Origin of the sequence: Nocardia sp. CC227C (genome assembly GCF_030767025.1) — a bacterium.
GTDB lineage: Bacteria > Actinomycetota > Actinomycetes > Mycobacteriales > Mycobacteriaceae > Nocardia.
Map to the genome: position 1 here is coordinate 20,590 of NZ_JASITE010000009.1, position 15,877 is coordinate 36,466.

Consider the following 15,877-nt stretch of genomic DNA (forward strand, 5'->3'; position numbering starts at 1 on the left):
ACGGCGGCCACGGTAGCCGCTCGGCTACCGACCGGATGGTACGGCACGATCGGCACGTATGGTCGAGCGATGGAGCCGAGTTTCCTCAGTCGCGTGGTCCTGCCCGGATTCCTGCGCGTGACCCGCCGCAACCGACCCTTCCGCACCGCCGAGGGCGCTCGCCGCCATATTCGCGAACGCACCCTGCGACCCCGGCCGTACGGTCCGCCGCGCCGGCTGCGGGCGGATGTGGCGGTGACCGTGGACCGCGATCCCGGCTGGCCGGTCTACACGCTGACGCCCCGGTCCGGCACCGCGCGCGGTTGCGTGGTGTATGTCCACGGCGGCGGCTGGGTGAACGAGATCGCGCCCCAGCACTGGGCGCTGGCCGCCGATATCGCGGCGCGGACCGGCGCCGCCGTGGTGCTGCCCATCTACCCGCTCATTCCCTACGGCACCGCCGGGCAGGTGGTGCCGGCCATCGCGAATCTGGTGCGGGACAAGCGCTCCGAGTACGGCGAGGCATGCCTGGCCGGGGATTCCGCGGGCGGTCAGATCGCGCTGTCCGCCGCCGTGCTGCTGCGCGACGAACACGACGTGACGCTCCCGCACACGGTGCTGATCTCCCCCGCCCTGGAGTTGTCGCTGAGCAATCCGGAGATCGACGCGGTACTGCCGAGCGATCCGTGGCTGGGCCGCCACGGCTCGCGCGTGCTCACCGAGCACTGGCGCGGCGACCTCCCCTTCACCGACCCCCGCGTCAGTCCGCTCGCCGCCGACATGTCCGGCCTCGGCCCGCTCACCGTCTGCTGCGGCACCCGCGACATCCTGGTACCCGATACCCGGCTGCTGGTGGACAAGGCCCGTGCGGCCGGTGTCGAGGTCGACTATCACGAACAGCCCGGCCTGGTGCACGTCTACCCGCTCACTCCGACCCCGGAGGGCCGGGCGGCGCGCGCGATGATCATCGATCGGCTCCGAGATGCACTGGCCCCGACGCCGATCCAGCAGACCGAGCCGTGAGCGCGCGTTGCTCACCCACCCGGCCGGTACCCCGAGACGTCGCGGAACCGGATCGGTAGGTCCGGTTGCTCGCCGTGCGCGCCGCGGGTGTGGAGATCGACGACCACGGGCAGCCCGGCCCGATGCACGTCTACCCACCGATCCCGACCCCGGAGGGCCGGGCGGCGCGCGCGGTGATCGTCGATCGGCTGCGAGACGCACTGACGCCGGGTCCGATCCGGCAGGCCGAGCCGTGAGCGCGTTTCGCGCCCACACGGCGGCCCCCGGCATGTCGCGGAGCGGGGCCGGTGGATCCGGGTATTCGCCGGGCGCGCCGTGGGGAATTCGAGCACCCGGCACTACGACGCACCCGGAGGCTCCCGTTCTGCCGACTTCCGCTCGCGACGGGCGGAAGGGGGTAGCGCCCTCAGGACGACGCACCCGCTCGAGATTCCCGCTCGGCCGCGATCCGCGCTCGCGCCGAGCGGAATTCGGCCGGGCGGCCGATCGCTATCACCCCCACCGGGCGACCGTCGCGCAGGACGTGCACCAGGTCGGGGCGGTCGGCGGCGCCGTCCACGACGAGGTCGTCGCCGGGAGCGAGGTCGCCGGCGAACTGTAGGTTCACTCCGTATTGCGCCGACCAGCCCCAGGGCACCTCAGCGGGTGGAAGTTCCACGCCCAGTATGGCTTTCGCGGCTGCGACTCCCTGCGACTGGGCACTGTTCCAGTGCTCCTCGCGGCGGTGCGTGCCGAGCGCCGGGTCGAAGCGGGCGGCGGCGTCTCCGGCGGCGAAGATGCCCGGGGCGGACGCGCGGTGACATTCGTCGACGAGGATGCCGTCGGCGACCGCCAGCCCGGCGGCCGCTGCGAGATCGGTGTTCGGGGTCGCGCCGATGGCGATCAGGGCGGCGGGGGCCGACCAGGTGCGGCCGTCGACGGCGGTGGCGAGCACCCCGGTGTCGGTGTCGTCGAGGCGGTCGAGCAGGACGTCGGTGTGGATCCGGACGCCGTGGTCGGCGTGCAGCCGCCGGTAGTACTCGCCAACGGCGGCGGGGACCAACCGGTCCAGCGGGGTGGGTCCGGCGTGCAGCACCGTGACACGCACACCCAGCCCGGCGAGTGTGGCGGCTACCTCGCAGCCGATCAGTCCCGCGCCGACGATCAGCAGCGAGCCGCCGTCGAACGCGGCCGCGCGCAACGGCTTCACGTCGGCGACGCCACGCAGGGTGTGGACATTGCGCGCAGCGCCGGGCAGGCGGCGGGGCCGCGCGCCGGTGGCCAGCAGCAACTGGTCGTAGCCGAGCATGGCACCGTCGGACAGGCGCACCTTGCCGACATCCGGTTCGATGGCCTCGACACCGGTGGCCGTGCGCAGGTCGATATCGAGGGCGGCCCAGGTATCCGCCGACTCCAGCAGTGTGCGGGGTTCGGCGGCGGTCGCGGCGAGTATCTCCTTGGAGACCATCGGCCGCCGGTACGGCGGGCCGGACTCGGCCCCGACGAGCACGACCTCACCCGAATAGCCTTCACGGCGCAGGGTTTTGGCTGCCGTCGCCCCGGCCACGCCCGAACCGACGATCACGATGCGGCCGGTCATGCGCGGCTGACCTCGACCATCTCGAAATCGGCCTTGGCCGCGCCACAATCCGGGCAGGACCAGTCCTCGGGAATGTCGTCCCAGCGGGTGCCGGGTTCGATGCCGTCCTCGGGCCAGCCGAGCGCCTCGTCGTATTCGAAGCCGCACTGGATGCAGCGGAAGAGCTTGTAGTCGTTACTCATTGGTGGGTCCTGTTGAGGTGGAAAGGGTTTCGAAGTCGATCTTCTCGCGGACACCGCAGTCCGGGCAGCACCAGTCGTCGGGCACCGCGGACCAGGGGGTCCCGGCCGGAAAGCCCTCGCGGGGCGCACCGGCGGCTTCGTCGTAGACGTATTCGCACACGGGGCAGCGGTAGGCGGACATCAGCGTGCTCCGTACCGCGCCAGCACGCGGTCGCGCTTGCCGGGCTGGATGTTCGCGCGGGTGATGTCGCCGCCGTAGTGCGCGAGTACCCGGTGATCCATGACCTTGCGCCACAGCGGCGGGAAGTAGGCCAGGCCGATCATGCTCGCGTAACCGCTGGGCAGATTCGGCGCACCGTCCATGCTGCGCAGAATCTGGTAGCGCCGAGTGGGATTGGCGTGGTGGTCGCTGTGCCGCTGCAGGTGGTACAGGAAGATATTGGTGACGATGTGGTCGGAGTTCCAGCTGTGCTCGGGCGTGCAGCGCTCATAGCGGCCGGAACCGGTCTTCTGCCGCAGCAGGCCGTAGTGCTCGAGGTAGTTCACCGTCTCCAGCAGTGAGAAGCCGTAGACGGCCTGGATGACCAGGAACGGCAGCACCATCGGGCCGAAGACGACGGCCAGCGCGCCCCACAGCACCACCGACATGAGCCAGGCGTTGAGCACGTCGTTGCGAATCGTCCACGGCGACTTGCCGAGTCGGCGCAGGCGCGCCTTCTCCAGTTCCCACGACGACTTCAGGCTGCCCCACACGCTGCGCGGCAGGAAGCTCCAGAACGATTCGGCGAAGCGGGCGCTGGCGGGGTCCTCGGGAGTCGCCACCCGCACGTGGTGGCCGCGATTGTGCTCGATGTAGAAATGGCCGTAGAACGTCTGCGCCAGCGTGATCTTGGACAGCCAGCGCTCGAGTTCGTCCTTCTTGTGACCGAGTTCGTGCGCGGTATTGATGCCGACACCACCCATGACGCCGATGCTCAGCGCCAGCCCGATCTTGGAGAGCAGGCTCAGCCCACCGTCGATCCCCAGCCACGACAGATTGTCGGCCGTCCACAGGTAAGCCGCGAACACCACGCTCAGCAACTGGAACGGAATGTAGGCGTAGACGCAGTAGCGGTAGTACGGGTCGGCCTCCAGCCGCGCCATCACCTCCTCGGGCGGATTCTGCCCGTCGGGTCCGAAGAACCGGTCCAGCAGCGGGAGCAGCACGTAGACCAGCGCCGGGCCGATCCACCACCACAGCGGGGACACCGCCTGCCAGCCCAGTTGGTTGAACGCCCAGACGAAGCCGGCGGCCAGGAAGATGGCGGTCGGCGCGACCAGGCCGAACAGCCAGAGGTACCGCTTGCGGTCACGCCACCGCGGGGTCGCGTCCAGGGACTCGTGATGTCGAGATGTCGTCATTGTCGATCTCCTATTTACACTTCATGACGAAGTGTATTCATTACATACACATGTATCCAGTCTGTCAATGATCGAACGTTCGAACTGCTCATGTACGATCGGACTCGTGGCTGAAGCGGCGAACTTCCAGACCGAGATGCGCCAACTCCTGCGCGAGCGGGTCCTCGACACCGCGCGTCGCCTGGTCGTCACCGAGGGCTGGGGCGCGGTGAACATGTCGCGGGTGGCCAAGGAGGTCGGCGTGAGCCGCCCGGTGCTCTACAAGGAGATCGGCACCAAGCAGGATCTGGCCGATGTGGTGATCCGCCAGGAGGTCGACATCTTCCTGGTCGGCATCGCGGACTGCCTGGCCGCACATCCGGACGATCCCGTGGCGGGAGCCACCGCCGCCGTGGACTACACGCTGCGCGCCGGGGCCGACAACACCCTGCTCAAGGCCGTGCTGTCCGGACGATCGGGTGCGGACACCACGCTGCTGCCGACCCTGATGACCGAGACCGAACCGGTCCTCGGCCGCGCCGTCGCGGCGGTGGCCCTCACCCTGCGCACCCGGTACGGCCTCCCCGGCCTGTCCGACACCGAATTGGCCGACCGCACCGAAACCCTTGTGCGCCTTGCCCTCAGCCACCTTTTCCAGCCCACCGGCCCGGTCGAGCGCGCGGTCGATCAGATCCGCCCGGTCATCGCGCACCTCTTCGGCTAGAAGCGGCGGTTGTAACTCCGGATACGCCAGGGGTTAGTATTCGATCGCGCCAACCCTGTATTTCCGTGGATTCGTGCCGGAAATCGTGTGGGTCCCAGCTCGGTTCGGGCAGGCTCCCGCGGCCGCCCGAACCCGTTTCACCGGCTCGACTCTCGTATCGCGAAGTTCCACCACGGATTGCCGACGATTTGAAACAGGGCCCTACGATGACGAATTCGACACTCGCGACGGCGGCGGATGCCGACGGCGAGGCGGCGGCACCGCTGTCGCACCGACGGATCCTCACGATCCTGTCCGGACTGCTGCTCGCGGTCTTCCTGGCCGCCCTCGACCAGAACATTGTCAGCGTCGCGATCGTGAAGATCGCCAATAGCCTGCACGGCTTCGAGGAGCAGGCGTGGGCGACCACGGCGTACCTGATCACCGCGACCATCGCCACCCCGCTGTACGGCAAGCTGGCCGATATCTACGGCCGTAAACCCTGCTATCTCATCGCCATCGGGGTGTTCGTCATCGGCTCGGCGGCCTGCGCCTTCGCCACCTCCATGTACCAGCTCGCGGGATTCCGGGCGGTGCAGGGCATCGGCGCGGGCGGCCTGATGTCGTTGGCGCTCACCATTATCGGCGATATCGTCCCCGCCCGGGAGCGGGTGCGCTACCAGGGCTATTTCATGATGGTGTTCGGCATCGCCACCGTGATCGGCCCGGTGCTGGGCGGGTTCTTCTCCGACTACGAACGGCTCATCGGCCTCGACGGCTGGCGCTGGGTCTTCCTGGTCAACGTCCCCATCGGGGCGCTGGCGCTGCTGGTGGTGGCCAAGTGGCTGGACGTGCCCTTCACCCGGCAGCGCCAGCGCATCGACTGGCTGGGCGGGCTCGCCCTCACCGCCGCGGTGGTACCCCTGCTCATCGTGGCCGAGCAGGGCCGGGACTGGGGCTGGGATTCGCGGCGGGCACTGCTGTGCTACGGCATCGCGGCGGCGGGCACGCTGGCCTTCCTGGCCGTCGAGGCGCTCATGCGCGAGGCGGCGCTGATCCCGCTGCGCCTGTTCCGCAGCGGCACCTTCAGCATCGCCATCCTGGCCGGGTTCATCGTGGGCATCGCCATGTTCGGCGGCATCACCATGGTGCCGCTGTATCTGCAAGTGGTGCGCGGCTATTCACCGACCACGGCGGGCCTGCTCATGCTGCCGCTGGTGCTGGGCATCATGGCCGGCGCGCAGGGGGCCGGACTGGTCACCAAATACACCGGACGCTACAAGCCGCTGCCCGTGCTGGGCACCTTCGTCATGGCCGTCGGAGCGGGACTGTTCGCCCGCGTGGAGTTCGACAGCCCGATGTGGCAGATCATGGTCTACACCACCGTGATCGGGTTCGGCCTCGGCGGCTGTATGCAGACCCTGATCATCGCGGCCCAGAACACCACTCCCCCGGCGGATATGGGCGTCTCCACGGCGGCGGCGACCTTCTTCCGCCAGATGGGCGGCACCCTCGGCGTCGCGGTCTTCCTCACCATCCTGTTCAACCTGCTGCCCGAACGGATTCTGCGCGCCTTCGGCGGTCGACTGCCGCCCGGTCTCGACGGCGCGGGCCTGGAACGCATCCAGAGCGACACCACCGCCATGGCGGCGCTGCCCGCACACCTGCGCGATCCCATCCTCATCGGCTTCACCGAATCGGTGCAGGGCGTGTTCTGGGTGGCGACGGGGGTGTCGCTGCTGGCCTGCCTGCTGCTGCTGTTCATGAAAGAGATTCCGCTGCTGGAGGATCGGCCCGCACCTCCGGTCGAGCAGCCCGCCGCCGGGGCCGTACTCGACCCGCGGGCGCTGCCGATCACCGGCCGCATTCGCGACCGCGACGACAATCCCGTGCCCGAGACCGTGCTCACCCTCATCGACCAGCACGGCCATCAGGTGTCGCGCACCTCCGGAGACCCGCGGGGCGAGTACACCATCGGCGCTCCCGAACCCGGTGCGTACGTGCTCATCGTGGCCGCGGGCGGCCATCAGCCCAGTGCCGTGAGCGTCACCGTCGGCCATCGCCCGCAGCGCCTGGACCTGGCGCTGCCGGGCGCGGGTGAACTCACCGGCGTGGTGCGCTCGGCGCTGCGCGGCGACCCCCTCGCCGGGGCCACCATCACGCTCACCGATCCGCGCGGCGACGTGGTCGACACCGCGGTCACCGCCACCGACGGCGGCTATGTCTGCCACGGCGTGGTCTCGGGCACCTACACGCTGGTGGCGGTCGCCGACCACATGCGCCCGCGCGCCACCACGCTCACCGTCCCCGACAGCGGATTGCTGCGCCACGACGTGGAACTGGCCCCCATGGCGGTGCTCACCGGATTCGCCTGGGCCGACGAGGGCCGTCCCGTTCCCGACGCCCAGATCACCGTGCTGGACGCGGCGGGCGACGTCACCGCCACCACCCGCACCGACGCGAGCGGCCGCTACACGGTCCCGGATCTGCCGGAGGGCGAGTACACGGTGGTGGCGCGCGGCTACCCGCCGATGACCGGCCGCGTCGCGGTGGACAGCGGCGAGGTCACCCATGACGTCCGGCTCGGATACTGGAGCGACGACGTGCCCAGCCCGGCCTGATCGGCATCGGATCGGCCGCACCCGCTCACCGCGCGGCACCGGATCTCCCGGACCGTGCGGACCGGGCGCGAATTCGCCTGGGACGAGCGCCGATCGGACTCACCTTCGGCACTTGCACCGGCATCGGGTCATGGCGACAGCGGCCTCATCCGCGCAGCGCGCGCCATACCGATCGCCACTTCGACGGCGCACCGGTATCCGCCGGAACCTCCGGCGGCACGGGCGGATTCGTGGTACCGCGGCGGTGGACGAAGGCGGGCCGCAGGTGCGGATCCGGCGGGTCGTAGTAGCGGTGGAACGTCGGCGTCAGGCTGGCGGACAGGGGCGGGTTGATCCAGCTCCAGTCGGCGGGACAGGCGCGCCCGGCGGCGTTCTCGCGATCGACGTGGTCGACGAACTGCCGGGCCACCGTATGGTGATCCACCAGGTGCACGCGAGATCGCTTGTAGCTGTACAGGATCGCGCGACTCAACTCCACCAGGGCCCGGTCCCGCCAGAGCGTGCGGTCGCTGCCGCGGTCCAGCTCCATCCGGTCTGCGATCTCCGGCAGCGTGTCGTAGCGATCGCTGTCGCCCAGGTCGCGGCCGATCTCCGAGGACACGTACCAGCCGTTGAACGGCGCGCACACATAGTCGACGCCGCCGATCTCCAGATCCATGTTCGACACGGCCGGAACCGCGTACCAGCGCAGCCCGAGTTCGGCGAACCAGTCGTAGTCGGGATGGTGCAGCGGCACCTCGAGCACCAGCTCGCGCGGAATGTCGAAGCGGTGCACCGCATCGTCGGGGGTGTGGATCAGCAAGGGCAGCAGATCCCACCGCCCGCCGGTGCCGCGCCAACCGAGTTCCTCGGCGAACGCGGTCAACTCCACGGTGGCGGGGTCACCCACCACCTGGCCGCCGACCCGGTAACCCGCGTAGCGCACCAGTTGCGGATTGATGATGCGGAAGCCACGCCCGCTCGGCCGCGCGGGCGGGCCGATGGTGATCACCGAGCGTACCGCCCCGCCATTGGTGGCCCGGCGCAGGTGCGCGAAGCACGCCTCGGCGACCTCGGCGGGCGTGGTGGCGGTGCGCGCGTCCAGCACCTCCAGCGCCCGCCAGTGCTTGCGGCCCACACACCGATCGTGATTGCGCCAGGCCAGTTTCGCCCCGATGCCCAGCTCCTCCGGGGTGTGCCGGTACATCCCGGTGCGCCGCAGTCCGGCCACCGCGTCCGCGCATCGCGAACCGGGCAGCCGCGCCAGTTCGGGTTGGCCGAAGAATCGCTCGCAATCCCGTATACGCTCCTCGATCGAGGGGCGGCGGCCGTAGGTGGCCGCCCCCGCGTCGCCGCGCTGTACGCCCGCGACCGCAGAGAGAATCGTCATGAAGTTGTCGCCTCCGTGGATACCGTCGCTGATCGCCCGAGAGCCCCGCGTGCATCCCCTTGCCCGCTGACCAATATCGCACGGCCAGGGGCCGGATTTGCTCGGAATCAGCGAGGAGGTCCGATTCGGCGGCGAGTCAGTCGACCGGCAGTGCGGTTCCGGCCTCCGCCAGCTTGGCGGCAACCTCGCCCGGGAAGATGTTCCGGAACAGGTAGAGGTCCTTGCCGAGCTTCCAGCCGGGAGCCAGGGCGACCGCATAGCGTTCGAAGTAGCCGAGCTGTTTGCCCATCAGAATGAGCTGCTGTGGTCCGGAAGCGCCACGGCGCTTGCCGAATTCGAGCAGCCGGGCCGACACCACGCCCAGGTCGAGCTTGTCCAGACTGCCCGAGAGCACCGGGCCGAGGGCGACCGCGAGCTGACGGCCGATGGTGGCGTCGTCGCCGCTGTCGTCGGAGACCAGATCGAGCGCGCGCAACGCGCGGGCCACCGGGCGGAAGTCGTTGTCGATGGCGGAGGCGTAGAACAGCGCGCGCACGAACTCGCGCCACTCGTTCTCCATCCGCCCGACGATGCCGAAGTCCAGCATGGCCACCCGGCCGTCGTCGAGCAGCCACAGATTGCCCGCGTGCACGTCGCCGTGGAACAGGCCGTGCACCGCGACGCTCTCCATCCACGCCTTCACCAGGCGGCGGATCAACAGTTCCGGTTCGGGGTGCGCGGCGCGGATATCGTCGAAACGGTCCAGCGGCAGCCCGCTCATGCGTTCCATGCACAGCACCCGGGGGGCGCAGTAGTCCCAGTACACCTCGGGAACGGCGACATTGGCGTTGTCGCCGAAGGCGGCGAGGTTGGCGCGGGCGCGGGTCTGGTTGTCGGCCTCGATGAGGAAGTTCAGCTCCGCCACGGTGGCCTCGTAGAGGTCGCGCACCATGCCCGACGCATTGGCCACCCGGGCGTTCTCCGAACGCTTCTCCATGGCCTGGGCCAGGCGCAGCGCGGCGCGCAGATCCACGATCATGCGGCGGGCGATATCCGGGCGCTGCACCTTCACCACGGCCGGGCGGCCGTCGGCCAGCACACAACCGTGCACCTGGGCCATCGAGGCCGCCGACAGCGGCTCGTCGTCGAATTCCAGGAACAGTTCCGAGATCGGCTTGCCCAGATCGGCGGCGATGATGGCCTTGGCCCGGTCGGCCGGGAAGGGCTTCATATCGTCGAGGCAGCGCAGGCAGGCGTCGGCGAACTCGCGCGGGAAGGAGCCGGGTGAGGACGCGATGAGCTGGCCCAGCTTCACGAACAGCGGGCCGAGATGCTCGAAACCGTCCACCATGCCGTCGGCCATGGCGCGCTTGCGCCGCGCGGGCCGCAGGCCGTCGCGGACCACGCGCTTGAGAATCGAGCCGCCGAGCACGGTGCCGATGGTGACGGTGCGCTTGACCTCGGAGAACCGGAAGGTATCCAGGTTCGGGCGGATCACCTCGTACGGATGTGCCGCCGCCTCGCCGACCACGTGATCACCTACCACTACCGCACTCACCGTCGTAGCCGCCCCTTGCTCTCGTTCGGATCCGGCGCTCGCCGCCGCTACTCGTGTTTCGCACCGAAGTGTACGACCGGATGGCCCCTGCCGACCGGTCGGCAGGCCGCAACCGCACACGATCACTGGTTCGGCACGGGTGCGGCACTGTACCGTGGGCGGTCGGTAGCCGCGATCCGGCACGCCGACAGTGACCGGTTCTGGTCGCTGACCTGATGGTGGAAGGGCAAGACCGAGGTATGACGGGCACACAGGAGAAGCTCGCGGAACTGCGCAAGCTCCTGGAGATCGCCGAAGAACCGGCCGGTGAGGCCGCGATCGAAAAGCGTAGGAAGAAAGGCATTCCCAGCGCCCGAGAACGGGTGGGCATGCTCCTGGACCCCGGGACCTTCGTGGAACTGGGTGCGCTGGTTCGGCAGCCCGGCGTCGCGAACGCCACCTACGGCGACGGCGTGGTGACCGGACGCGGCTATATCGACGGCCGTCCGGTGGTGGTGATCTCCCACGATCAGACCGTGTACGGCGGATCGGTGAGCGAGATGTTCGGCCGCAAGGTGCGCGCCGCCATGGACTTCGCCTACAACAACGCCTGCCCCGTGGTGTGCATCAACGACTCCGGTGGAGCCCGCATCCAGGACGGCGTGGCCTCGCTGGCCTGGTACGCCATCATGTGCCGCCTGCAGGAGGATCTGTCCGGGTACGTGCCCATGGTGGCCGTCATGCTCGGCAAGTGCGCCGCCGGGTCGGTCTACGGACCGATCAATATGGATGTGCTGGTGGCGACCGAGGACTCGTACATGTTCGTGACGGGCCCGGAGGTCATCAAGGCCGTGACCGGCTCGTCGGTGACCGCCGAGGAGCTCGGCGGCGCGCGGGCCCTGGAGCAGAACGGCACCGTGCACCACGTCGCCGCGACCGAGGCCGACGCCTTCGCCTGGGTGCGCGACTACCTGGGCTACCTGCCGACCAGCTGCCTGGAGCAGCCGCCGATCGTGAATCCGGGCCTGGAGCCCGAGCTCACCGATACCGACCGCGAACTGGACCGGATCATCCCGGACTCCGACAAGGTCGGCTACGACATGCACGACATTCTGCTGCGCATCTTCGACGACGGTGAGTTCCACGAGATCAGCGCCAAGACCTCGGCCAATCTCATCACCGGTTTCGCCCGCGTCGACGGCCGACCGGTCGGCGTGATCGCCAACCAGCCGCTGGTGCTGGGCGGCGCGCTGGACGCGGCCTGCTCGGACAAGGCGGCGCATTTCATCCGGCTGTGCGACGCGTTCGGTCTGCCGCTGGTGTACGTGGTCGACACCCCGGGCGTGCTGCCCGGAGTGGACGAGGAGCGCAACCACGTCATCAAGCGCGGCGGACGCATGTTCCGCGCTCTCATCGAGGCCACGGTGCCGATCGTGACCGTGGTGACCCGCAAGGCGTACGGCGGCGGGTACGCGGTGATGGGCTGCAAGCAGCTGGGCGCGGACATCAGCCTGGCCTGGCCGACCGCGCGGCTGGCGGTCATGGGTGCGGAGTCCATGGTGTCCATCGTGGGCCGCCGCCAGCTGGCCGCCGCCCCGGAGGATCAGCGCGACGCGATCAAGCAGCAGATGATCGACTTCTACAACGCCACCGTGGCGACGCCGTGGACGGCGGCGGAGCGGGGTTACATCGACGCGGTGATCGAACCGTCGAGCACGCGCCTGGAGATCCGCAGGGCGCTGCGGCTGCTGCGCGACAAGGGCGCGGTGCGCAAGCCCAATCCGCGCAAGCACAATCTGTACCCGATGTGAGTCGAGGTCGCGCCGCCCCGGCCGGATGCGGCCGGGGCGGGCCGTGGTCGGCCGGTCCGAGCCCGGTCGGGGCGGACGGCGTCAGCACTCGCTGACCGCGGGATGGCCGCGCAGCCGCTCGTCGAGCCACAGCACGGCCTCGGGATAGCCGGTGAGCGCGGCGACGATGTGTTCGCCGAAAACGCTGCGGTACACCACGTTCGCGCCCAGCGCGCACTGCTCGCGGACCAGGTCGCGCGCCCCCCGCACCGGCACCCAGAACTCCTGCTCACCGTGGTAGACGAACAGCGGCACCGGTGATCTCCGGCTCTCCAGGCGGGTGATGCGGTAGATGTCGCGGGCCAGGTCGCTGTGCAGCGGGTCGGGGATGTTCGCGGCGATGTCCATGGGCAGCAGGAAGACGCCCGGGAGCGCGAAGACGTCCACGCACTGATTCTTCATGAACGAGATCCCCACCCAGCGCGCGAGATTGTTCATGCGCGCGAGGATCTCGGGCCGTTCCCGCCCGACGGCGAAGGTCGCCCCAAGGAACACCCCGGACGCGAGATTGGCGTTCATGCTCCGGGCGAGGATCTCGTAGTCCACCGGCACGCCCCCGAGCGCCGCCCCGACCACCACCTCCGCCAGCTCCGGCGCGTACTCGCCCATGAGCTTGGCCGCCGCGTTGGTGGCGATCGCTCCGCCGGAGTATCCGATCATCCCGAACCGGCTGTCACCGAACTCGCCCGACAGCCACCCCCGTACCGCGCGCATGGCGTCGAGTACCGCGTGCCCGGCCACGTACGGCTCCGCGTACGCCATGCGCGGCCCCTCGTGATCGGGGATGAGCACCGCGTATCCGCGGGCCAGGGCCAGCTGGGTGGTGGGCGGGACGAACTCCGAGAGGTTCGTCTTGAAGCTGATCCCGTGTGTCAGGGTGTAACTCGGGCTGCAATCACGGCCGAGCCCGTTGATCGGCACGTTGTTCACCACGATCGGGCGGTCGCCGTCCCCCGTCCACGCCGCCCGCGGGATCACCAGGGACGCCACGGCATAGGACGGCAGCCCACGCGAATCGGTGGTGCGGTACTTGAGCTGGAGCACCTGCCGCACCGGGAGCAGCAGCAGCGGCGCGGCCGTCGCGCTGACGTCGCGCCACGCGACGAGCGCGCCGGGGGCGAACTCGTCGAGCCGCTCGGGCCAGTGGTCGATGAACGGATCGCCGATGGGGTCCGGCAGCACCGCCGCGCGCAGCGCCGCCAGCTCCGGCGACAGTCCGCCGCCGTCCACCAGCGGGGTCGACGGGGCGGGAGGCAGCACCGGGGCGGGTACGACCCGGTCGATCCACTCGTGTGGACCGGGCAACCGGAAGCCGGGGACCGGGGGTGCAGGTGCCGGAGGTGTCGGGGGTCCGAGCACCGGCTCCGCCGCCACCGGCTTCCCGCCGTACAGCTGCCCGGCAAGGGTGGCGCACCCGACGACCAGGGCGGCAACGACCATTCGCGCACAACGGCTCACACCAGACCCCCACGCGTCTACGCTCGACCCTCTCGGCCCCGACGGCCGGGCATCTGAAGGCTAACGGCGCGACCGGGCGCGACACGGCCGTGCGGACGCCTCGAAGCCACATCGAGACCGGGCCGCAGCCGGGCCGCAATGCGACCCGCCCGGCGTCCCGCCGGGCATCGTGCGATCTCGCGATTGCCCGGGGGATGCGCGGGTATGTCCCCGATATGGTCGGGACGAGTCTCCGGGAATCGGTCGGCCGCGTCGGCCCGCACCGAGCACGGCCCCGCTCGCGGCGACCAACCGGCCACGAATTGCACAGCAACGCTGCGCGGCAACCGCGCCGAGGACACCCTCGACGAGCACCAGGACGAGCAGAGGGAGAGGCCGTGATGACCGAACCGATTCCCCCGCGACCGGAACCCGTTCCGCCCCAACCGAATCCGGATCCGATCCCACCGACGCCCGAACCCCGGCCACTGCCCGAGCCGGAACCGCTGCCCTACCCGCCACACCCGGAGCCGACGCCCCCGTTCCCGGAGCCCGAGCGGCCGTATCCGGGGAAACCGGAACCCAAACCCCCGTATCCGGGCAAGCCGGAACCGAAACCCCCGTATCCGGGGAAACCCGAACCGAAACCCCCGTATCCGGGCAATCCCGATCCGAGCCCGTCGGATCCCACCCGTCCGACGAGCCCGCCCGAGTTCGACTGAGGTTTCGGTTCGGCCGAGGCTTCGCGGCTCAGTCCCGCAACGCCTGCTCGCGCAGCGTGGTCAGTGTCCTGGCGAGAATGCGCGAGACATGCATCTGCGAGATGCCCAGCCGCTCGGCGATCTGGGCCTGCGTCTTGGCTTCGAAGAAGCGCATGATGAGCACGCGCTGTTCGCGATCGGGCAGTTCGGCGATCAGCGGCCGCACCGCCAGGTACTCGTCCACCCGGTCGTAGCGCGGCTCCTCGTCGCCGAGCACCTCCATCAGCGACAGCGGCGTGTTCTCGCCGTCGTCGCCGGTGACGGCGTCCAGGGAGGAGAGCTGGTACGCATTGCCCGCGATGAGGGCTTGGGTGACCTCCACCAGGTCGACGCCGAGCTTGTCGGCGATCTCGCGGGCCTTGGGCATCCGGCCCAGCCGCTGGGCGAGCTCGTCGATGGTGCCGCCGATGCTCAGCTGAATCTCCTTGGTGCGCCGGGGTACCCGCACCGCCCAGGTGTTGTCGCGGAAGTGGCGGCGCACCTCACCCATGATGGTCGGCACCGCGAAGGACAGGAAGGAGGATCCGCGCGTCACGTCGAAGCGGTCCACCGCCTGCACCAGCCCGACCCGCGCCACCTGCAACAGATCGTCGAAACTCTCACCGCGCCCGGAGAATCTGCGCGCGATGTGGTCGGCCAGCGGCATACAGCGACCGATCAGCTTCTCGCGCACCGCCTCCCGCCGCGGGTCGGCCGGATCGACGGCGGCCAACTCCTCGAACATCGGCTCGATATTGTCGTAGCTGTCGCCGCGGCTGCGCGATCTCGCGCCAGGTCGACGGCGTCGAACATCACCCGACATCCGCTTCCCCCCGCAGTCGGCTGAACTCCACGGTGGTCGGGTAGCCGCCTGCCTTGTCGTCGAACGTACCGCGGTGTGCCTCAATGGTTTCGGTGAGGGTTTCCAGCACGTGCCAGCCGAAGCCGCCCTCGTCGAAGGTGTCGGCGTCGGCGGTGACGGCGCACACCCGCACCCGCATCCGCTCCCGGTCGTAGTCGAAGTCACAGTCGATGGCGCTGCCCGGCACCGCCGCGATGATCAGCGAAGTCGCCACCTCGTCCAGGGCCACCCGGATATCGGTCACCTCGTCGAGCGCGAAATCCGCGATCAGGGCAACCGTCTCCGCCAACGCCCGCAGCATGGTGAGCTGTCCGAGGTCCGCCGGTACCCGGATGCCGATCGCGGTGGTGTCCGTCGCCGCCCGAGAAATCCATTCAGTCATGCGCCTCTCCGCCTGTCCATCGCCGAGCCATCCCGCGAAAGCCCGCTGGACTCGGCCATTACCCCATCCGTTCCGCTCCATCATCACCGAACACTCGCCGATTCGGCGGACGGCGATCGGCACGCGACGGTCGCGAAGAGGTACCGGGAAGATGCGCGGCATATCGGGGCCGTCGACGCTGTCACGGGTCGGCCTTCCTTCCGAGGGCGTGTCCGCTACAGCACGTACCCGGTCCGCACCACCTGAAACCCGGC

At 69.6% G+C, this 15,877-nt stretch carries 15 protein-coding genes; 6 read left to right on the forward strand and 9 right to left on the reverse strand.

Annotated features, from left to right (window positions below):
- Nucleotides 1–69: 69 nt before the first annotated feature.
- Entirely contained in the window at nucleotides 70–1,002 is a 933-nt protein-coding gene (locus QMO76_RS19275) for an alpha/beta hydrolase fold domain-containing protein (protein ID WP_306362717.1), read from the forward strand.
- A gap of 74 nt (nucleotides 1,003–1,076) precedes the next feature.
- Nucleotides 1,077–1,238, forward strand: coding sequence for a hypothetical protein (locus QMO76_RS19280; protein ID WP_306362718.1), 162 nt, complete (start codon nucleotides 1,077–1,079; stop codon nucleotides 1,236–1,238).
- A 170-nt stretch (nucleotides 1,239–1,408) separates the two neighbouring features.
- On the opposite strand, the gene QMO76_RS19285 is transcribed toward QMO76_RS19280, so the two are convergent.
- From QMO76_RS19285 to QMO76_RS19300, 4 genes are read right to left on the reverse strand one after another with little or no spacing between them, the layout of a single operon-like run.
- Nucleotides 1,409–2,581 carry an NAD(P)/FAD-dependent oxidoreductase gene (locus tag QMO76_RS19285; protein ID WP_306362719.1) on the reverse strand — a complete coding sequence of 391 codons (1,173 nt, stop codon included), beginning with the start codon at nucleotides 2,579–2,581 and terminating at the stop codon, nucleotides 1,409–1,411.
- The gene (locus QMO76_RS19290; RefSeq protein WP_039813984.1) at nucleotides 2,578–2,763 is read right to left on the reverse strand and encodes a rubredoxin; all 186 of its coding nucleotides are present in this window, start codon (nucleotides 2,761–2,763) and stop codon (nucleotides 2,578–2,580) included. The genes QMO76_RS19285 and QMO76_RS19290 overlap by 4 nt, the downstream gene beginning before the upstream one ends.
- Nucleotides 2,756–2,944 (reverse strand): rubredoxin, encoded by a 189-nt coding sequence (locus tag QMO76_RS19295; RefSeq protein ID WP_306362720.1) that lies wholly within the window; start codon nucleotides 2,942–2,944, stop codon nucleotides 2,756–2,758. The genes QMO76_RS19290 and QMO76_RS19295 overlap by 8 nt, the downstream gene beginning before the upstream one ends.
- Nucleotides 2,944–4,164 carry an alkane 1-monooxygenase gene (locus QMO76_RS19300; protein ID WP_306362721.1) on the reverse strand — a complete coding sequence of 407 codons (1,221 nt, stop codon included), beginning with the start codon at nucleotides 4,162–4,164 and terminating at the stop codon, nucleotides 2,944–2,946. Before QMO76_RS19300 ends, QMO76_RS19295 begins: the two co-directional genes overlap by 1 nt.
- 106 nt (nucleotides 4,165–4,270) lie before the next feature.
- On the opposite strand from QMO76_RS19300, the gene QMO76_RS19305 reads away from it, so the two are divergent.
- Complete coding sequence (locus QMO76_RS19305; RefSeq protein WP_306362722.1) at nucleotides 4,271–4,867, forward strand: TetR/AcrR family transcriptional regulator; 597 nt, start codon at nucleotides 4,271–4,273, stop codon at nucleotides 4,865–4,867.
- Between the two features lie 206 nt (nucleotides 4,868–5,073).
- Nucleotides 5,074–7,467: an MFS transporter gene (locus QMO76_RS19310; protein ID WP_306362723.1), complete on the forward strand. Its 2,394-nt coding sequence runs from the start codon at nucleotides 5,074–5,076 to the stop codon at nucleotides 7,465–7,467.
- Between the two features lie 145 nt (nucleotides 7,468–7,612).
- Here the strand turns inward: QMO76_RS19310 and QMO76_RS19315 are convergent, their stop codons facing one another.
- Complete coding sequence (locus tag QMO76_RS19315) at nucleotides 7,613–8,836, reverse strand: nitric oxide synthase oxygenase (RefSeq protein ID WP_306362724.1); 1,224 nt, start codon at nucleotides 8,834–8,836, stop codon at nucleotides 7,613–7,615.
- A 136-nt stretch (nucleotides 8,837–8,972) separates the two neighbouring features.
- Complete coding sequence (locus QMO76_RS19320) at nucleotides 8,973–10,373, reverse strand: AarF/ABC1/UbiB kinase family protein (protein WP_306362725.1); 1,401 nt, start codon at nucleotides 10,371–10,373, stop codon at nucleotides 8,973–8,975.
- Between the two features lie 239 nt (nucleotides 10,374–10,612).
- On the opposite strand from QMO76_RS19320, the gene QMO76_RS19325 reads away from it, so the two are divergent.
- Complete coding sequence (locus QMO76_RS19325; RefSeq protein WP_306362726.1) at nucleotides 10,613–12,163, forward strand: acyl-CoA carboxylase subunit beta; 1,551 nt, start codon at nucleotides 10,613–10,615, stop codon at nucleotides 12,161–12,163.
- 81 nt (nucleotides 12,164–12,244) lie between these two features.
- Here the strand turns inward: QMO76_RS19325 and QMO76_RS19330 are convergent, their stop codons facing one another.
- Entirely contained in the window at nucleotides 12,245–13,642 is a 1,398-nt protein-coding gene (locus tag QMO76_RS19330; protein ID WP_306362727.1) for a lipase family protein, read from the reverse strand.
- A 398-nt stretch (nucleotides 13,643–14,040) separates the two neighbouring features.
- Between QMO76_RS19330 and QMO76_RS19335 the strand changes: the two genes are divergently transcribed.
- Nucleotides 14,041–14,361 (forward strand): hypothetical protein, encoded by a 321-nt coding sequence (locus QMO76_RS19335; protein WP_306362728.1) that lies wholly within the window; start codon nucleotides 14,041–14,043, stop codon nucleotides 14,359–14,361.
- Nucleotides 14,362–14,389: 28 nt separating this feature from the next.
- On the opposite strand, the gene QMO76_RS19340 is transcribed toward QMO76_RS19335, so the two are convergent.
- Both QMO76_RS19340 and QMO76_RS19345 read right to left on the reverse strand, forming a co-directional pair.
- Nucleotides 14,390–15,202, reverse strand: a complete 813-nt coding sequence (locus QMO76_RS19340; protein ID WP_306362729.1) for an RNA polymerase sigma factor SigF — start codon at nucleotides 15,200–15,202, stop codon at nucleotides 14,390–14,392.
- Nucleotides 15,192–15,623, reverse strand: a complete 432-nt coding sequence (locus QMO76_RS19345; protein WP_306362730.1) for an ATP-binding protein — start codon at nucleotides 15,621–15,623, stop codon at nucleotides 15,192–15,194. Before QMO76_RS19345 ends, QMO76_RS19340 begins: the two co-directional genes overlap by 11 nt.
- Between the last annotated feature and the right edge of the window lie 254 nt (nucleotides 15,624–15,877).